Source organism: Dyella silvatica (genome assembly GCF_026283955.1).
GTDB classification, from domain to species: Bacteria; Pseudomonadota; Gammaproteobacteria; order Xanthomonadales; family Rhodanobacteraceae; genus Dyella_C; species Dyella_C silvatica.
This window is the reverse complement of the sequence record NZ_JAPDPE010000143.1, coordinates 1-12506: the sequence shown is the minus strand read 5'-3', so window position 1 is coordinate 12506 and position 12506 is coordinate 1. Positions and strand designations below refer to the sequence as shown.

The 12506-nt window shown below is 61.0% G+C and carries 13 protein-coding genes; 6 read left to right on the top strand and 7 right to left on the bottom strand.

The features are described 5' to 3' along the window. Positions 1-1266: putative bifunctional diguanylate cyclase/phosphodiesterase (locus tag OUZ52_RS20360; RefSeq protein ID WP_266160390.1), on the top strand; the 1266-nt coding region annotated here is incomplete at its 5' end. A 46-nt stretch (positions 1267-1312) separates the two neighbouring features. Here OUZ52_RS20360 and msrA read toward each other — a convergent pair. The 4 genes from msrA to OUZ52_RS20340 form a co-directional block, all read right to left on the bottom strand. Next, a complete protein-coding gene (gene msrA, locus OUZ52_RS20355; protein ID WP_266160389.1) occupies positions 1313-2026 on the bottom strand; it encodes a peptide-methionine (S)-S-oxide reductase MsrA in 714 nt (237 codons plus the stop codon). Between the two features lie 151 nt (positions 2027-2177). After that, positions 2178-2396, bottom strand: a complete 219-nt coding sequence (locus OUZ52_RS20350) for an RNA-binding S4 domain-containing protein (protein ID WP_266160388.1) — start codon at positions 2394-2396, stop codon at positions 2178-2180. A gap of 15 nt (positions 2397-2411) precedes the next feature. Then, positions 2412-2849, bottom strand: a complete 438-nt coding sequence (locus OUZ52_RS20345) for a barstar family protein (protein ID WP_266160387.1) — start codon at positions 2847-2849, stop codon at positions 2412-2414. Further along, the gene (locus OUZ52_RS20340; protein ID WP_266160386.1) at positions 2846-3283 is read right to left on the bottom strand and encodes a guanyl-specific ribonuclease; all 438 of its coding nucleotides are present in this window, start codon (positions 3281-3283) and stop codon (positions 2846-2848) included. The genes OUZ52_RS20345 and OUZ52_RS20340 overlap by 4 nt, the downstream gene beginning before the upstream one ends. A 131-nt stretch (positions 3284-3414) precedes the next feature. Here OUZ52_RS20340 and OUZ52_RS20335 point away from each other — a divergent pair, with 131 nt between their 5' ends. Then, entirely contained in the window at positions 3415-4989 is a 1575-nt protein-coding gene (locus tag OUZ52_RS20335; protein ID WP_266160385.1) for a POT-type proton-dependent oligopeptide transporter, read from the top strand. On the opposite strand, the gene OUZ52_RS20330 is transcribed toward OUZ52_RS20335, so the two are convergent. Next, complete coding sequence (locus OUZ52_RS20330; RefSeq protein WP_266160384.1) at positions 4974-5849, bottom strand: DUF72 domain-containing protein; 876 nt, start codon at positions 5847-5849, stop codon at positions 4974-4976. The genes OUZ52_RS20335 and OUZ52_RS20330 overlap by 16 nt on opposite strands. A 118-nt stretch (positions 5850-5967) precedes the next feature. On the opposite strand from OUZ52_RS20330, the gene OUZ52_RS20325 reads away from it, so the two are divergent. Further along, positions 5968-6960: a TolB family protein gene (locus OUZ52_RS20325; RefSeq protein WP_266160383.1), complete on the top strand. Its 993-nt coding sequence runs from the start codon at positions 5968-5970 to the stop codon at positions 6958-6960. A 29-nt stretch (positions 6961-6989) separates the two neighbouring features. Here OUZ52_RS20325 and OUZ52_RS20320 read toward each other — a convergent pair whose 3' ends face one another. Beyond that, positions 6990-7778 carry a phosphatase PAP2 family protein gene (locus tag OUZ52_RS20320; protein ID WP_266160382.1) on the bottom strand — a complete coding sequence of 263 codons (789 nt, stop codon included), beginning with the start codon at positions 7776-7778 and terminating at the stop codon, positions 6990-6992. A 148-nt stretch (positions 7779-7926) separates the two neighbouring features. Between OUZ52_RS20320 and OUZ52_RS20315 the strand changes: the two genes are divergently transcribed. The 3 genes from OUZ52_RS20315 to OUZ52_RS20305 all read left to right on the top strand — a co-directional run bounded on the left by OUZ52_RS20315 (position 7927) and on the right by OUZ52_RS20305 (position 12048). Beyond that, positions 7927-9570, top strand: a complete 1644-nt coding sequence (locus OUZ52_RS20315) for a serine hydrolase (RefSeq protein ID WP_266160381.1) — start codon at positions 7927-7929, stop codon at positions 9568-9570. A gap of 105 nt (positions 9571-9675) precedes the next feature. Further along, a complete protein-coding gene (locus tag OUZ52_RS20310) occupies positions 9676-11304 on the top strand; it encodes an alpha/beta hydrolase (protein WP_266160380.1) in 1629 nt (542 codons plus the stop codon). Positions 11305-11541: 237 nt separating this feature from the next. Next, the gene (locus OUZ52_RS20305) at positions 11542-12048 is read left to right on the top strand and encodes a DUF3761 domain-containing protein (RefSeq protein ID WP_266160379.1); all 507 of its coding nucleotides are present in this window, start codon (positions 11542-11544) and stop codon (positions 12046-12048) included. Positions 12049-12208: 160 nt separating this feature from the next. On the opposite strand, the gene OUZ52_RS20300 is transcribed toward OUZ52_RS20305, so the two are convergent. Beyond that, the coding region (locus tag OUZ52_RS20300) for a VOC family protein (RefSeq protein WP_266160378.1) at positions 12209-12506 on the bottom strand (298 nt) is incomplete at its 5' end.

Genomic DNA, 12506 nt, shown 5'->3' with positions numbered 1-12506 from the left:
CATGCGATAGAAGCCGCGGCCAAGGCGCACGGGGCGATAGCCGTGCTGTTTGTCGACCTGGATGCCTTCAAGGTGGTCAACGACAGTTACAGCCATGCGGTGGGCGACCGTTTGCTGGTCGAGGTGGCCGCACGTATCAGCCGCGAGCTGCGCGAAAACGATGTCGCCAGCCGTATCGGCGGCGATGAATTCACCGTCTTGCTCAGTGGCTTGCGCACGCGCGAAGAGGCCGGTTATTTTGCCAATCGCCTGCTTGCCAGTGTGGCCGAGCCATTGCGCTTGAGCGATTACGAAATCACCTTGAGTGCAAGTATTGGTATTGCCGGATACCCCTTGGACGGCAACGACCCGATTGCGCTTATTACCAATGCCGATGCCGCCATGTACGCGGCAAAAACCGAAGAGCGCAACACCTTCCGTTTCTACACGCCGATGATGCATGCCGATGCGCGCAAGCGTTTGCTGCTTGGCGCGGATTTGCGCCAGGCGCTGGTGCGAGACGAGTTTTATCTGCTTTATCAACCGAGCATCGAGTTGCGTAGCGGGCGCATTGTGGCGGTCGAGGCGTTGCTGCGCTGGCGTCATCCGACGCGCGGTGAATTGATGCCCGACGAATTCATTCCGCTGGCCGAGAGCCTGGGCCTGATCCGCCGCATCGACAGTTGGACCATGCAAACCGTACGCGACCAGATCCGCCGCTGGGAGCAAGCCAAGCTGCCTCCGCTGCGGGTTGCCATGAATGTTTCCGCCAGCACGTTCGGCCATCCATCCTTTGTGGATGATGTACGACAGGCGATGCACTCGAGCGGGTTGGCGCCGAAGCAGTTGCTGATCGAAATTACCGAGACGGCGATTCTTCGGTTGGGTGAAGATACCGAACGCACCATGCATGCGCTGCATGCCTTGGGCATCGGCGTAGCCATCGACGATTTCGGTACCGGTTATTCCTCGCTGGCTTATTTGAAATTGTCTGCCGTGGATTACTTCAAGATCGATCGCTCATTTGTATCCGGGCTACCGGGCGAGAGCAACGACGTGGCGATCGTGGAAGCGATGCTGGCGATCTCCAAGAGCCTGGGCATCGGTACGATCGCCGAAGGCATCGAGACCAAAGAACAGCACGATTTCTTGTTGCGCGCCGGTTGCGTCGAAGGGCAAGGTTTTCTCTATGCGCGCCCGCTGGCAGCCGCTGAAATCGAGCGTCTGCTGCGCATGCCAGGCGCACGCCCCGGCACCGCCAGGCTGCGCTTGGTGCCGCCCGAATAAGGCCGGTTTCTTTGTGGCCGCTGCTGTGTCAACGGCGTGGCGTCAGTCAGTGCAGTTGCACGCTTACCACCGTTTCCCCGGCGCGATAAAGCTGCGGAAAAAGCTGCTTGAGGTGGGCGACCTTGGGCGCATCGTTGATGACGATGTAAGGGTTGTTCGGATTAAGCCGAAAATAGTTCTGGTGATAGGCCTCGGCAGGGTAGAACGCTTTAAGCGGCACGACCTGGGTGACGATGGGATCGTCAAAGGCCTTGGCCGCCGTCAGTTGGGCGACATAGGCGGTGGCGATACGTTGCTGCTCGTCGTTGCCATAAAAGATCGCCGAGCGGTATTGCGTGCCGGTATCCGGCCCTTGCCGGTTCAGCTGGGTCGGATCGGTCGCCACGGTAAAGAACACTTTCAGCAGTTGGCCGTAACTGACTTGCGCGGGGTCGTAGACGATTTTCACCGATTCCGCGTGGCCGGTATTGCCGTCGCTGACCCGATCATAAGTGGCCGTGTCGGCGTTGCCGCCGCTATAGCCCGACCACACTTGTTTGACCCCTTTGACATGCTTGAACACGGCATCGACGCCCCAGAAACAACCGCCGGCGAGTACGGCCACTTGCTCGGTATGGCCTGCAGGCGCCACGGCATCGAGCTTGGGATCGGGCAAGGCGTTGACATCGCGGCTGATCGCCGGCGCGCTGCATGCGCTCAGAATAGCTACGCCCACGGCGGCAGCCAGCGAACGGATCGAAAACAGGGTGCGGCGCGACATAACGAATACTCCAGTGTTGGCATGGCACGGATAGAGAACAACCGTTACCTCTGCTTCGCCGGTGTAGCGGGCCGGGTTACATCGATCGCTGATCGATTAGGGGGGGGGCTTGAAGCGGCAGCCAGCGAGGCTGGTGCCGCCAGGCCCGCTATCAGACGGCAATCACCCGGATGACGATGTCGTCCAATTGCACGGTTTGTCCGGCGTGAATCTTGCAGGTCTTGCGCAGTTCAAGCTGGCCATCCACGGACACGGCGCCGCTGGCCACAATCGCCTTGCCGGCGCCGCCGCTGTCGCAAATGCCGCTTAACTTCAATAGCTGGTTGAGTTCGACGTAGTCGCGGTCTAGTTCAAAATCGAGTTCTTGCATAAATCCCTGTGCTCGTCAGTGCGGGGCATCGTCGAAGGCGCTCTCCGGCAGCGCCAAGAAGACGAAATAAGGTTGGTTGGCGTCGAGCCAGCTCTCGGCGGCATCGTCGAGAATATCCAGCAAGGTATCGAAATCCTCCTCGCCGGCGTCGCGCAGGTCTTCGGCATGGTCGAACAAAAACAGATATCCGGATGCTTTCAGCCAGCTCAGGTCGCGCATGCTATCGGCGAGTGCATCCCAGTTGTGACCGAAGCTGTCGGGCAGCGGCGTGTCTTTGGCGATGCGCTTGAGCAATTCGGTTTTATCGCGACACCCCTGTAGCTGGATGCGGCTGACATGCAGCGAGTGCTGTGTGGCCGAGGCCGCCAGCAGGTCGAGATCGTCGGCGGTGACAAAAAACACCCCGCCGCGGGCGGGATCGCTGAGGTCGATATGGAGGTCATCAGTGCTCATCGCGGTACCTGAAAGCTGCGGAAGCTGCGGTAGTGATCCTCCGTATAGTAATAGACCACCGGTGGTGTGCCGCCGGTAATGATGCGTCGCGCGCCACGATAGTCGAGGTTGGGCGTTTCCACGGTGTACTCGTGGTAGTAGCCATCGGGCTGCTGTGGCAGGCGGCCTTCACGATTGCCAAATACAGCACCATCCTGGCGATGCGCAAACGGACCGCCGCGGGCGATCAGCGCCAAGGTGTCGCGCGCCTCGGACGGAAGAAAACCGGGTAAGGCCTGATTGCCGGTGGTGGCTGTCGCGGGCTGGCCGGGCAGGGCGGCCGAGGATGCGCTCGTGCCAGCCGCATGAGGCGCAGGCCCGGGGCTGTGACGGGTGAATAGCCATCCGGCAGCAAGGACGAGCAGCAGGAACAGCAGGGGGCGGATGGCACGCATACGGCATCTCTCAGAGCAACGAGGCGCAGAGCTTAGCCGGTCTGATCGGCGACTGGCTCATGGCTGGGTTTCATAAGCGCAAGAAATTACGCACACTCCGGGGTTCTTTGTCGGCTCTTCCAGGAGCATCTGTGAACCCCGCGACCGCTAGCGCCCACGAAAACCGCCCGCCTGTACCGGGCCGGCTGCCACGGCAACTTCCGTACATCATCGGCAATGAAGGCTGCGAGCGCTTCTCGTTTTACGGGATGCGCAACATTCTCACCCCTTTCTTGATCTCGACCTTGCTGCTGCACATGCCCGAGGCAGAGCGTGTATTGCAGGCAAAGGATGTTTTTCACACCTTTGTGATCGGCGTGTATTTTTTCCCGCTGCTTGGTGGTTGGCTGGCGGATCGCTTTTTCGGCAAGTACCAGACCGTACTGTGGATGAGCCTGGTTTATTGCCTGGGCCATGCCTGCCTGGCGATATTCGAGCATCAGCGTATCGGCTTTTTTATCGGCCTGGGTTTGATTGCCCTGGGCGCGGGTGGAATCAAGCCATTGGTGGCTTCGTTCGTCGGCGATCAGTTCGACAGCAGCAACAAGCATCTGGCCAAGCTGGTGTTCGATGCCTTCTATTGGATCATCAACTTTGGTTCGTTCTTCGCCTCGTTGCTGATGCCGATATTTCTGCGCGACTTTGGCGCGGCGGTCGCCTTCGGCGTTCCGGGTGTGCTGATGTTCATCGCCACCCTGGTGCTTTGGCTGGGGCGTAAACAATACGTGCTGGTGGCACCTGCGCCGCCGGATGCACATGCCTTCTCGCGCGTGCTGCGCACAGCGCTGTTGAGCCGAGGTGCCGCACAGCGTCGACCGGGCCTGTGGATTGCGATAGCCGGTGGTTTGTGTGCGCTGGCTGCTTTTGCCATGGCGCCAACGCTCGGCTTGGTGATCGCGGCATGTATGGCGCTGGTGTGCCTGGTCGGCGGTATCGGCGGTGGTGCCTGGCTGCAGCTGGAACGGGCTCGTGGCGTGCATCCGGATGCGGCGGTCGATGGGGCTCGCAACGTACTGCGGGTGTTGGTGATCTTTGCGCTGACTACGCCGTTCTTCTCTCTGTTCGATCAAAAGGCATCGACCTGGATCCTGCAAGGCAACCAGATGGTGGCGCCGGACTGGCTGCACCCGGCACAAATGCAGGCGCTGAATCCGTTGCTGGTGATGTTGCTTATTCCATTCAATAACCTGGTGCTGTACCCCGCATTGCGGCACTTCGGTTATGAGCCGACTGCCTTGCGCCGGATGACCGCGGGCATCGCATTCAGCGGTTTGGCCTGGATCGTGGTGGGCGCTTATGAGGTAGCCATGGATGGTGGCCATGCGTTATCGATTGCCTGGCAGATCCTGCCCTATGCCTTGCTTACCTTCGGCGAGGTGCTGGTGTCGGCCACTGGCTTGGAGTTTGCCTACAGCCAGGCGCCGGCATCGATGAAGGGGGTGGTGATGAGTTTCTGGAACCTCACCACCACGATCGGCAATCTGTGGGTGCTATTGGCGAATGCCGCGGTGCGCAATCCGGCGGTCACCGATTCCATCGCCAGCACCGGGTTGAGCGTCACTGCGTTTCAGATGTTCTTTTTCGCGGCGTTTGCCTTGTTGGCGGCGTTGGCCTTTGGCTTATACGCGCGGCGTTATCGCGAAGTGGACTACTACCGCGCAGGTTGAGCGAGCGCGTCGATGCGTGATTGCAGCGACATCGCGGCAGCCGGGTTGCGCTGTTTTGCGCTGCTGATGAAAAACACGAACACATCGCGTGGCTTGCCCGCGGGCAGCGTGGCGGTGACGTGCGGTAGCTCGGCAATATCCTGGCCGGCCGACCATTGCTGGGCGCGGGTGGCCCAGTCGTCCAGGGCGGTCGCCGGGTAGCCGGTAGCGATCGGCGCTTCGCTGCGCATCAGTCGGGCGTAGCTGAAATCTCCCGTGAGATCGGCCAGCGAAGGGTAGTCCGCAGAGTCGGTAAATACCGTCGGTATGGCGTGACTGCGTGCCAGCGCGACATAAGGCTCGCTAAGAAAACTGGGGTGGCGAACCTCCAGCACATGGCGCAGCGCGGCACCGTTCAACTCGCGCGGCAGCAGGTCGAGAAACATCGCGATATCGTCGGCATCGAAGGGCCGCGACGGCGCCAGTTGCCACAGGATGGGACCAAGCCGGTCACCCATTTCCGCCAGGCCGCCGTGCACAAAGCCGTGTATGCCTTTGCCGGTATCGCGCAGCGATTTGCCCTCGCTGATATAGCGCGGTGCCTTGAGCGAGAAGACGAAATCCTGCGGTGTCTCGGCGGCCCAGCGCGCGTAGGTGTCGGGCTTTTGCGCGCCATAGTAGGTGCCGTTGATTTCGATCGCGCGCAGTTGCCGGCTGGCGTATTCCAGTTCGCGTCGTTGCGGCAAACCGTCGGGATAAAAGTTTTTACGCCATGGGGCAAAGTTCCAGCCGCCGATGCCGACACGCACACGAGTGGTCGCCGTTGATGCCGGCGTTGGGGTTGCGGCAAACAAATCGCCATGCGAAGTAGGGGCAGGCATCGGCAGCTTCATCATCAGTGGGTCGCCAAGATGCTACGCGGTGCGGTGACTTCAGGCACGCGCTGCTTGATCAAGGTAAGCGTACATAAGCGCATCCCTCCCGTGAAAGGCTGATGGCATGAAAGGCGTGACGTATACGTTACTGGCTTCAATGCTGCTATGCGGCAGCATGGTTTATGCCCAGACGCCGTCAGTATCGACGGCGGTGCCACAGATTTTTGCACCGGGGGTTATCTCCGGCCCGGCGGGCGAAGACTCGGCGGCATTTTCGCCCGATGGCAAAACGGTGTATTTCGACCGCGGCGCGGGGCAGAACCAGATGATCCTGGTGTCGCACCAAGTCAATGGCCAATGGTCTACACCGCAGATTGCGCCATTCTCCGGACAGTGGCTTGACCATGATCCGGCAATGTCACCCGATGGTTCGTTTCTGGTCTTCACTTCGAATCGCCCCGACCGTGCCGGCGGCAAAGCACTGGATGCGGTGATGCCTGACGGCAAGATTTCCGTAGGTTGGGGCGGCCACCTTTGGCGGGTCGATCGCCAAGGAGATGGCTGGGGCGTACCGGTGCGACTGCCTGATGCGGTCAATAGCAGCACGCGCACTTACTCGCCGAGTATCGCCGCTGATGGCAGCGTCTATTTTCAGCGCCCGGATACCACGCCAGGTGTGGCATCTCCCGGTTTTCGTCTATTTCGTTCCGCCTACCGCGATGGCGCCTACCAGGCCCCGGTGGCGCTCAAGCTGGGCACGCCCGATTCGCACGAACTGGATCCGGCGATTGCCCCTGACGAATCGTTCATTGTGTTCGACGCGAACTACGCCGACAAGCGCAGCCCCGATCACTTGTATATAGCGTTTCGCGAAGGCGACCACTGGAGCACGCCGGTGGATCTGGGCGATGAGGTCGACAAGGGCGGCCCGTGGGGGGCGCACCTCGGGCCGGATCATCGCAGCGTGTATTTCAGCAGCCCGCGCAGCAACAAAGTGAGCTTTCCGCGCACCCGCGAACAGGCCAGCCAGGATCGAGCCCGTATGGAGGCCTGGGATAACGGTAATGACAACATCTGGTTTATTTCGCTGGCGCCATGGCTGGATGCACGGCGCTGATACCGCTCTGGATGGCTAAGCCGGCACGCCTAGGCGTGCTGGCCCAGGCGGCGCACCCGCACACGTTCCGATACACCGACGCAGATCAGTAACCACATCAGGCCAATCGAATAGCCGGCCATGACATCGCTGAAGTAATGCACCTGCAGCATGATGCGGCTGATCCCGATCAGGGTGATCGAGGCGACCGCCGCAGCGATGATGGTGCGATGCCAGCGGGGCGGCAGCAGGCACATCAGCACATAGGCGAGACCGCCGTAGAACACCATCGATCCGGAGGAATGGCCGCTGGGAAAACTCCAGGTGGGCTCGCTGATAAAACCGTGACCGTCCAGCGGGCGCGGGCGCTGAAAAAAACCTTTCAGGCTGCCATAGATAGCGACGTTGCCGAGCAGGCCGATGGCCCAGGTGGCGGCCAGGCGCCATTGGCGCAACAGCAGCAGGCCGATACAGATCACGCTGGCGGCGATGGCCAGTGGAACGAAGTTGCCGGTCTGGGTCAGTTGGGCAATGCGCGCCAACACCGGCACTGGCATGTGCTGGCGCAGTTGTTCGGCCAGCGCCGTATCAAACGTAGTCAGTGCGCTGTGGGTTTGCACCGCATAGGCAAGGCAGACAAACGACAGCAGCGGAAACAGCGCAAGTGCAAAACAGGTCTTGGGCGGCAAGGCCATCGGGGCCAACTGGCCTGGCGGCGTGTGTTGGCGTTGTTGTCGAATCACCCGCCAGAGCATATCGCCGCAGATCAGGGCAAAAACCAACAGGCAGGCCCACAGCGTCAATGCGTGAGTACTTATCCATTCGGCAGTTTGTTCCATTCGTCCCGGCATGCTTTATGTGAGGAGGCCGTATGGTCGGGGTTGCCAGGGCATAAGTCGAGTTGGCTGGCGATGGGTGACTTCCAGGGCTGGCTTCAGCCTGGCTTTGCCGCGATAGTTGCGCGTCTTGATACTGATGGAGCCGACGATGTCCCTGCGAGCCCGATCCCCACGCCTGGTGGGTCTTTGCGCGTTGTTCGTATTCGCTACCGGTGCTTTTGCGCAAACGCCGCAGGTGTCGCCGCCGGCCTTGCCGGAGTCCTTGCAGGATTTTCCTGCTTATGTCGACAGCGCGCGCAAAACCTTCGATGTGCCGGGTATCGCCGTAGCTATCGTCAAGGATGGCAAGATCGTCATGGAGCAGGGCTTCGGCCTGCGCGAGCAGGGCAAGCCCGAAGCAGTGGATGCGCATACGCTGTTCGCGATTGCCTCTAACACCAAGGCCTTTACCGCGACGGCGCTGCAAATGCTGGCCGAGCAAGGCAAGCTGAACATGGACGACCGGGTGATCGATCATCTGCCCTGGTTCCAAATGTCCAATCCGTATGTGACCAGCGAAATGCGGGTCCGCGACCTGCTTGCGCATCGCAGCGGCCTGGGCCTTGGCGCGGGCGACTTGCTGTACTGGCCTCCGACCTCATACAGCACCAGGCAAGTCGTCGAGCGCCTGCGTTATGTGCCGCTGGCCACCAGCTTCCGCAGTGCTTATGCCTACGACAACATCTTGTTTGCCGTGGCGACCCTGGTGATCGAACAGGTTTCGGGTCAGAGCTACGCCGACTTCCTGCGCGATCAAATCTTCAAGCCGGTCGGCATGGACCAGGCCCTGGTCGACATGACTGACCTCAAGCCGGGCATGGATACGGCGACTGGCCACGCCAAGTTTGATTTCAAAGACCTCAAGCCGGTGCCGCCGATGGCCTGGTCGAATAATCCGGGCGCCGGTGGCATTTACGCCAATGTGCACGATCTGGCCAAGTGGATGAATGTGCAGCTTGCCGGCGGCAGCTTGCCCGCGGCAGCCGATGGCAAAGAGCGTCGGCTGTTCAAGGAAGATAGCCAGAAGCAGATGTGGTCGATGCTGACGCCGATGAAGATCAGCACCCCGCCTTCGCCCGAACTGGCGGCGATCAAGCCGAACTTCGCCGGTTATGGCGAAGGTTGGTTTCTAACCGATTACCGCGGCCAGCGCCTGGTTTGGCATACCGGCGGTTGGCCGGGCATGGTGTCGCGCGTGACCTTGGTGCCCGAACTGAAGCTCGGCGTGGTGGTGCTGACCAATCAGGAATCGGGTGCGGCATTCAATGCGGTGACCTATCGCGTGCTCGATGCGTATCTGGCGAAAGAGGCCGCCAAGCCGATGACCGACTGGGTGGCGGTTTACGACCGGGCCGTAAAGAAGTCCGAAGCCAATGCGGATGACAGCTGGAAAAAGCATAGCGCCGCACGCGACAAGAACAGCAAGCCGTCCTTGCCGTTGAGCAAATATGCCGGCACTTATCGCGATCCGTGGTACGGCGATGTCATCGTCAGCCATGAGGGCGGCAAGCTGCGTCTGCGCTTCAGCAAGACCGCTCAACTGGCTGGCACGATGGAGCCATGGCAGCACGACACCTTCATCGTGCGCTGGGACGATCGTGCGCTTAACGCCGATGCCTTTGTCACTTATGCGTTGGATGCCGACGGCTCGATACGCGAGGTGCGAATGGAGCCGATTTCGCCGTTGACCGACTTCAGCTTCGATTTTCAGGATCTGCGCCTGACGCCGCTGAACAGCGACAAGACCCACTAAACCGGCGTTCTCCTGCGACGGCCTGCAGCCTGCGGGGCGACTGCCGGGGGCTGCGGGGCAGGGATGAGCCACACGTTTCACCCTTGACGATGCGAGGACTTCGCCATGCACTTGTTTCAGCGCAGTATCGGCTTGCTGTTGTGCTTTGGGCTGGTGACTGCCCATGCCGACGCACGTACCGAAGCAGCACCGGTACACCGTGTTTTTCAAGTGGATCTTGGCGCGGCGTCCAGCCAGCCGGTGTCGGGCCGTTTGCTGCTATTTGCCGTCGATGCAAAGACCGCCATGGCCGAGACGAAAGGCGGCAAAGTGGGCGAGGTCGATGCCAACCCGTTTCAGTTAACCCAAACCTCGGTGGCTGCGCGTGAGGTAAGCCATCTGGAGCCGGGGCAGGCGGTAACGGTGGATGCCGACGAGCTGGCGTTTCCCGCCGGATTCTCGCAGCTTCCCGCCGGCGACTATCTGGTTCAGGCGGTGCTCGATGTCAATCACAGCTATAACTACACCGGCCGCGGCGCGGGCGATCTGGTCAGCGACGTGGTGAGCGTGCATTTGCCTGCGGCGACGCCGCCGGTGTTGTCGTTGGTGCACGTGGTACCAGCACGCGATCCATGGGCCGCGCCACCCTCGATGCCCGAGGCGGTGCGCCATATGCTGCCGGACATACGCAAACATACCGAGGATATCGACACCGTCAGTACGGTGCTTTCGGCCTTCTGGGGGCGGCCTATCCACATGCGTGGCCGCGTGCTGCTGCCGCCGGGTTATGACGCCAATGCCGCCGCGCGTTATCCCACGGTGTACTACACCCATGGTTTTGGCGGAAACAACGACCGCTTTACCAATCCCCTGGCGAACACCTACTACGCCATGGCCAAGGGCCGCATGCCACCGATGATCTGGGTGTTCCTGGATGAGTCGAGTGCCACCGGCACGCATGAATTCGCCGACTCGGTGAACAACGGTCCGTGGGGCCAGGCGCTGACCGAGGAGTTGATGCCGGCGTTGGAGGCGAAATACCCTATGGACGGCCATCCGCAGGGACGTTTTCTCAACGGCCATTCTTCCGGTGGCTGGGCCACGCTATGGCTGCAGACCCGCTATCCGAAGTTGTTCGGCGGTACCTGGTCGACCTCGCCCGATCCCAGCGATTTTCACGATTTCACCGGCCCCGACCTGTATGCGCCTCAGGCCAATGTCTATCGCAAGGCCGATGGTTCGCCCTATCCGCTGGTGCGCGACAAAGGCAAGGTCATCGCCACGTTCGAGCAGTTTGCCAAATTCGAACGCGTGCTTGGCGCCTACGGTGGGCAGATCAGTTCGTTCGACTGGGTGTTTTCGCCGCGCGGCGCGGATGGACGTCCGCAGCCGATGTTTAATCGTGATACCGGCGCGGTCAACGCCGAGGTCGTTACCTATTGGCGCGATCACTACGACATCGCCTATCGCTTGCAGCAGCATTGGCCCGAGTTGAAGCCGGATCTCGATGGCAAGATCCACCTCATCATCGGCACCGCCGATACGTTTTATCTCGATGGTTCGGCACACCGGTTGAAGGCCGTGCTGGATGGCTTGCATGCGAAATCCGATGTTCGCTTCCTGCCCGGCAAAACGCATATGGATTTGTATGCGCAAGGTGATGATCGCTTTGCGCTGCTTAATGAGATTGCCTGGGAAATGTATGCGATAGCGCGGCCGGGCTCGACCCTGCGTCCGGCGGCGGTTTCCAAATAAACCGGGCCGATCGAGCCGTATCGCATAAACTTGCGACATCGCCTCCTGCAGGATAAACGCAGCGCGAGGACCTACGTTGCGACTTAACATTTTTGAGGCATAGTCGCCGCCGCAGGCACAGTGGCTGTCGTGCTTGAGGGGATGTCGCGGTGGATTGCGGCGATATGGCGGAGGTGGCGTTCCCTTGCGGACGTCAGTTTCCATTCGGCTAACGAATTCGTGCTGGAGGAAGTTGAGATGAAATCATTGGGTCTGATCGCAATCATGGCTGCCTGTCTGTTGGCCGGCCCGGTGGCATTCGCGCAACAAGCGGCTGCACCGGCAGGTTCCACCGGTCAATGTAAAGACGGTAGCTACACCACGCATGACGGCAAGAAGGGCGCCTGCGCGGGTCATAAGGGCGTGAAAGAGTGGTACACCGCTGCCGCCGCCGCTGCACCGGCCGCTGCCGCCGCACCAGCCGCTGCGCCGACTGCCGCTGCTCCAGCTCCGGCGGCTACGCCGGCGGCGACGGCTCCGAAAGCGGGCGCCGCTGCGCCGGCCGCAGCCTCCAAGGCCAATACGCCAGGTGCGGTCGCACCGGGTGGCGGCGATGGCAAGGTGTGGGTCAATAGCAGCAGCAAGGTTTACCACTGCCAGGGCGACAAGTGGTACGGCACCACCAAGAAGGGTGAGTACATGAGTGAGGCCGACGCCAAAGCCAAGGGCTATCACGGCGACCACGGCAAGAGCTGCACGCCGTAATTCGTGTGATCAGGCGTAACACAGGGCCGGCTTTATGCCGGCTCTGTGCTTTTCGGCTTACGCTGTGCGGGTCGTTTAAAAGATGCCGGTGTGGGCATGCCCGCATCGCGGTGGGTGTTGCTGGCCGGCGCCGCCTGCTCGATCGATAAGCTGGCCCGAATCACTCGACCTTCCAGGGGTCGTAGCTGCCGAAATACCACAGGTGTCCTTCCAGATCGCGGCAGCTATAACCCGCGCCGCCGTACTCTTTTTCAGCGTATGCGTCGACGATCGTCGCGCCGCTGGCCTTGGCCTGCTCATAGTGCGCTTTGCAATCGCGCACGGTGACGCAAGGGCATTGGGTTTCGCGATGTTCGAGCTGGTCGGGCTGCGCGATATGCTGGCCGAAAGCGTTGTCACGCATGCTGCCGAGCATCAGCATGCCGTTGCCATAGGTCAGCTGCGCATGCAGGACGCCG

Excerpts from the sequence above, each read along its gene's own strand:
- OUZ52_RS20325 (WP_266160383.1), top strand. The coding sequence starts at position 5,968 with ATGAAAGGCGTGACGTATACGTTACTGGCTTCAATGCTGCTATGCGGC.
- OUZ52_RS20350 (WP_266160388.1), bottom strand. The coding sequence starts at position 2,396 with ATGCAAGAACTCGATTTTGAACTAGACCGCGACTACGTCGAACTCAAC.
- OUZ52_RS20330 (WP_266160384.1), bottom strand. The coding sequence starts at position 5,849 with ATGCCTGCCCCTACTTCGCATGGCGATTTGTTTGCCGCAACCCCAACG.
- OUZ52_RS20320 (WP_266160382.1), bottom strand. The coding sequence starts at position 7,778 with ATGGAACAAACTGCCGAATGGATAAGTACTCACGCATTGACGCTGTGG.
- OUZ52_RS20340 (WP_266160386.1), bottom strand. The coding sequence starts at position 3,283 with ATGCGTGCCATCCGCCCCCTGCTGTTCCTGCTGCTCGTCCTTGCTGCC.
- OUZ52_RS20315 (WP_266160381.1), top strand. The coding sequence starts at position 7,927 with ATGTCCCTGCGAGCCCGATCCCCACGCCTGGTGGGTCTTTGCGCGTTG.
- OUZ52_RS20305 (WP_266160379.1), top strand. The coding sequence starts at position 11,542 with ATGAAATCATTGGGTCTGATCGCAATCATGGCTGCCTGTCTGTTGGCC.
- OUZ52_RS20310 (WP_266160380.1), top strand. The coding sequence starts at position 9,676 with ATGCACTTGTTTCAGCGCAGTATCGGCTTGCTGTTGTGCTTTGGGCTG.
- OUZ52_RS20345 (WP_266160387.1), bottom strand. The coding sequence starts at position 2,849 with ATGAGCACTGATGACCTCCATATCGACCTCAGCGATCCCGCCCGCGGC.
- msrA (WP_266160389.1), bottom strand. The coding sequence starts at position 2,026 with ATGTCGCGCCGCACCCTGTTTTCGATCCGTTCGCTGGCTGCCGCCGTG.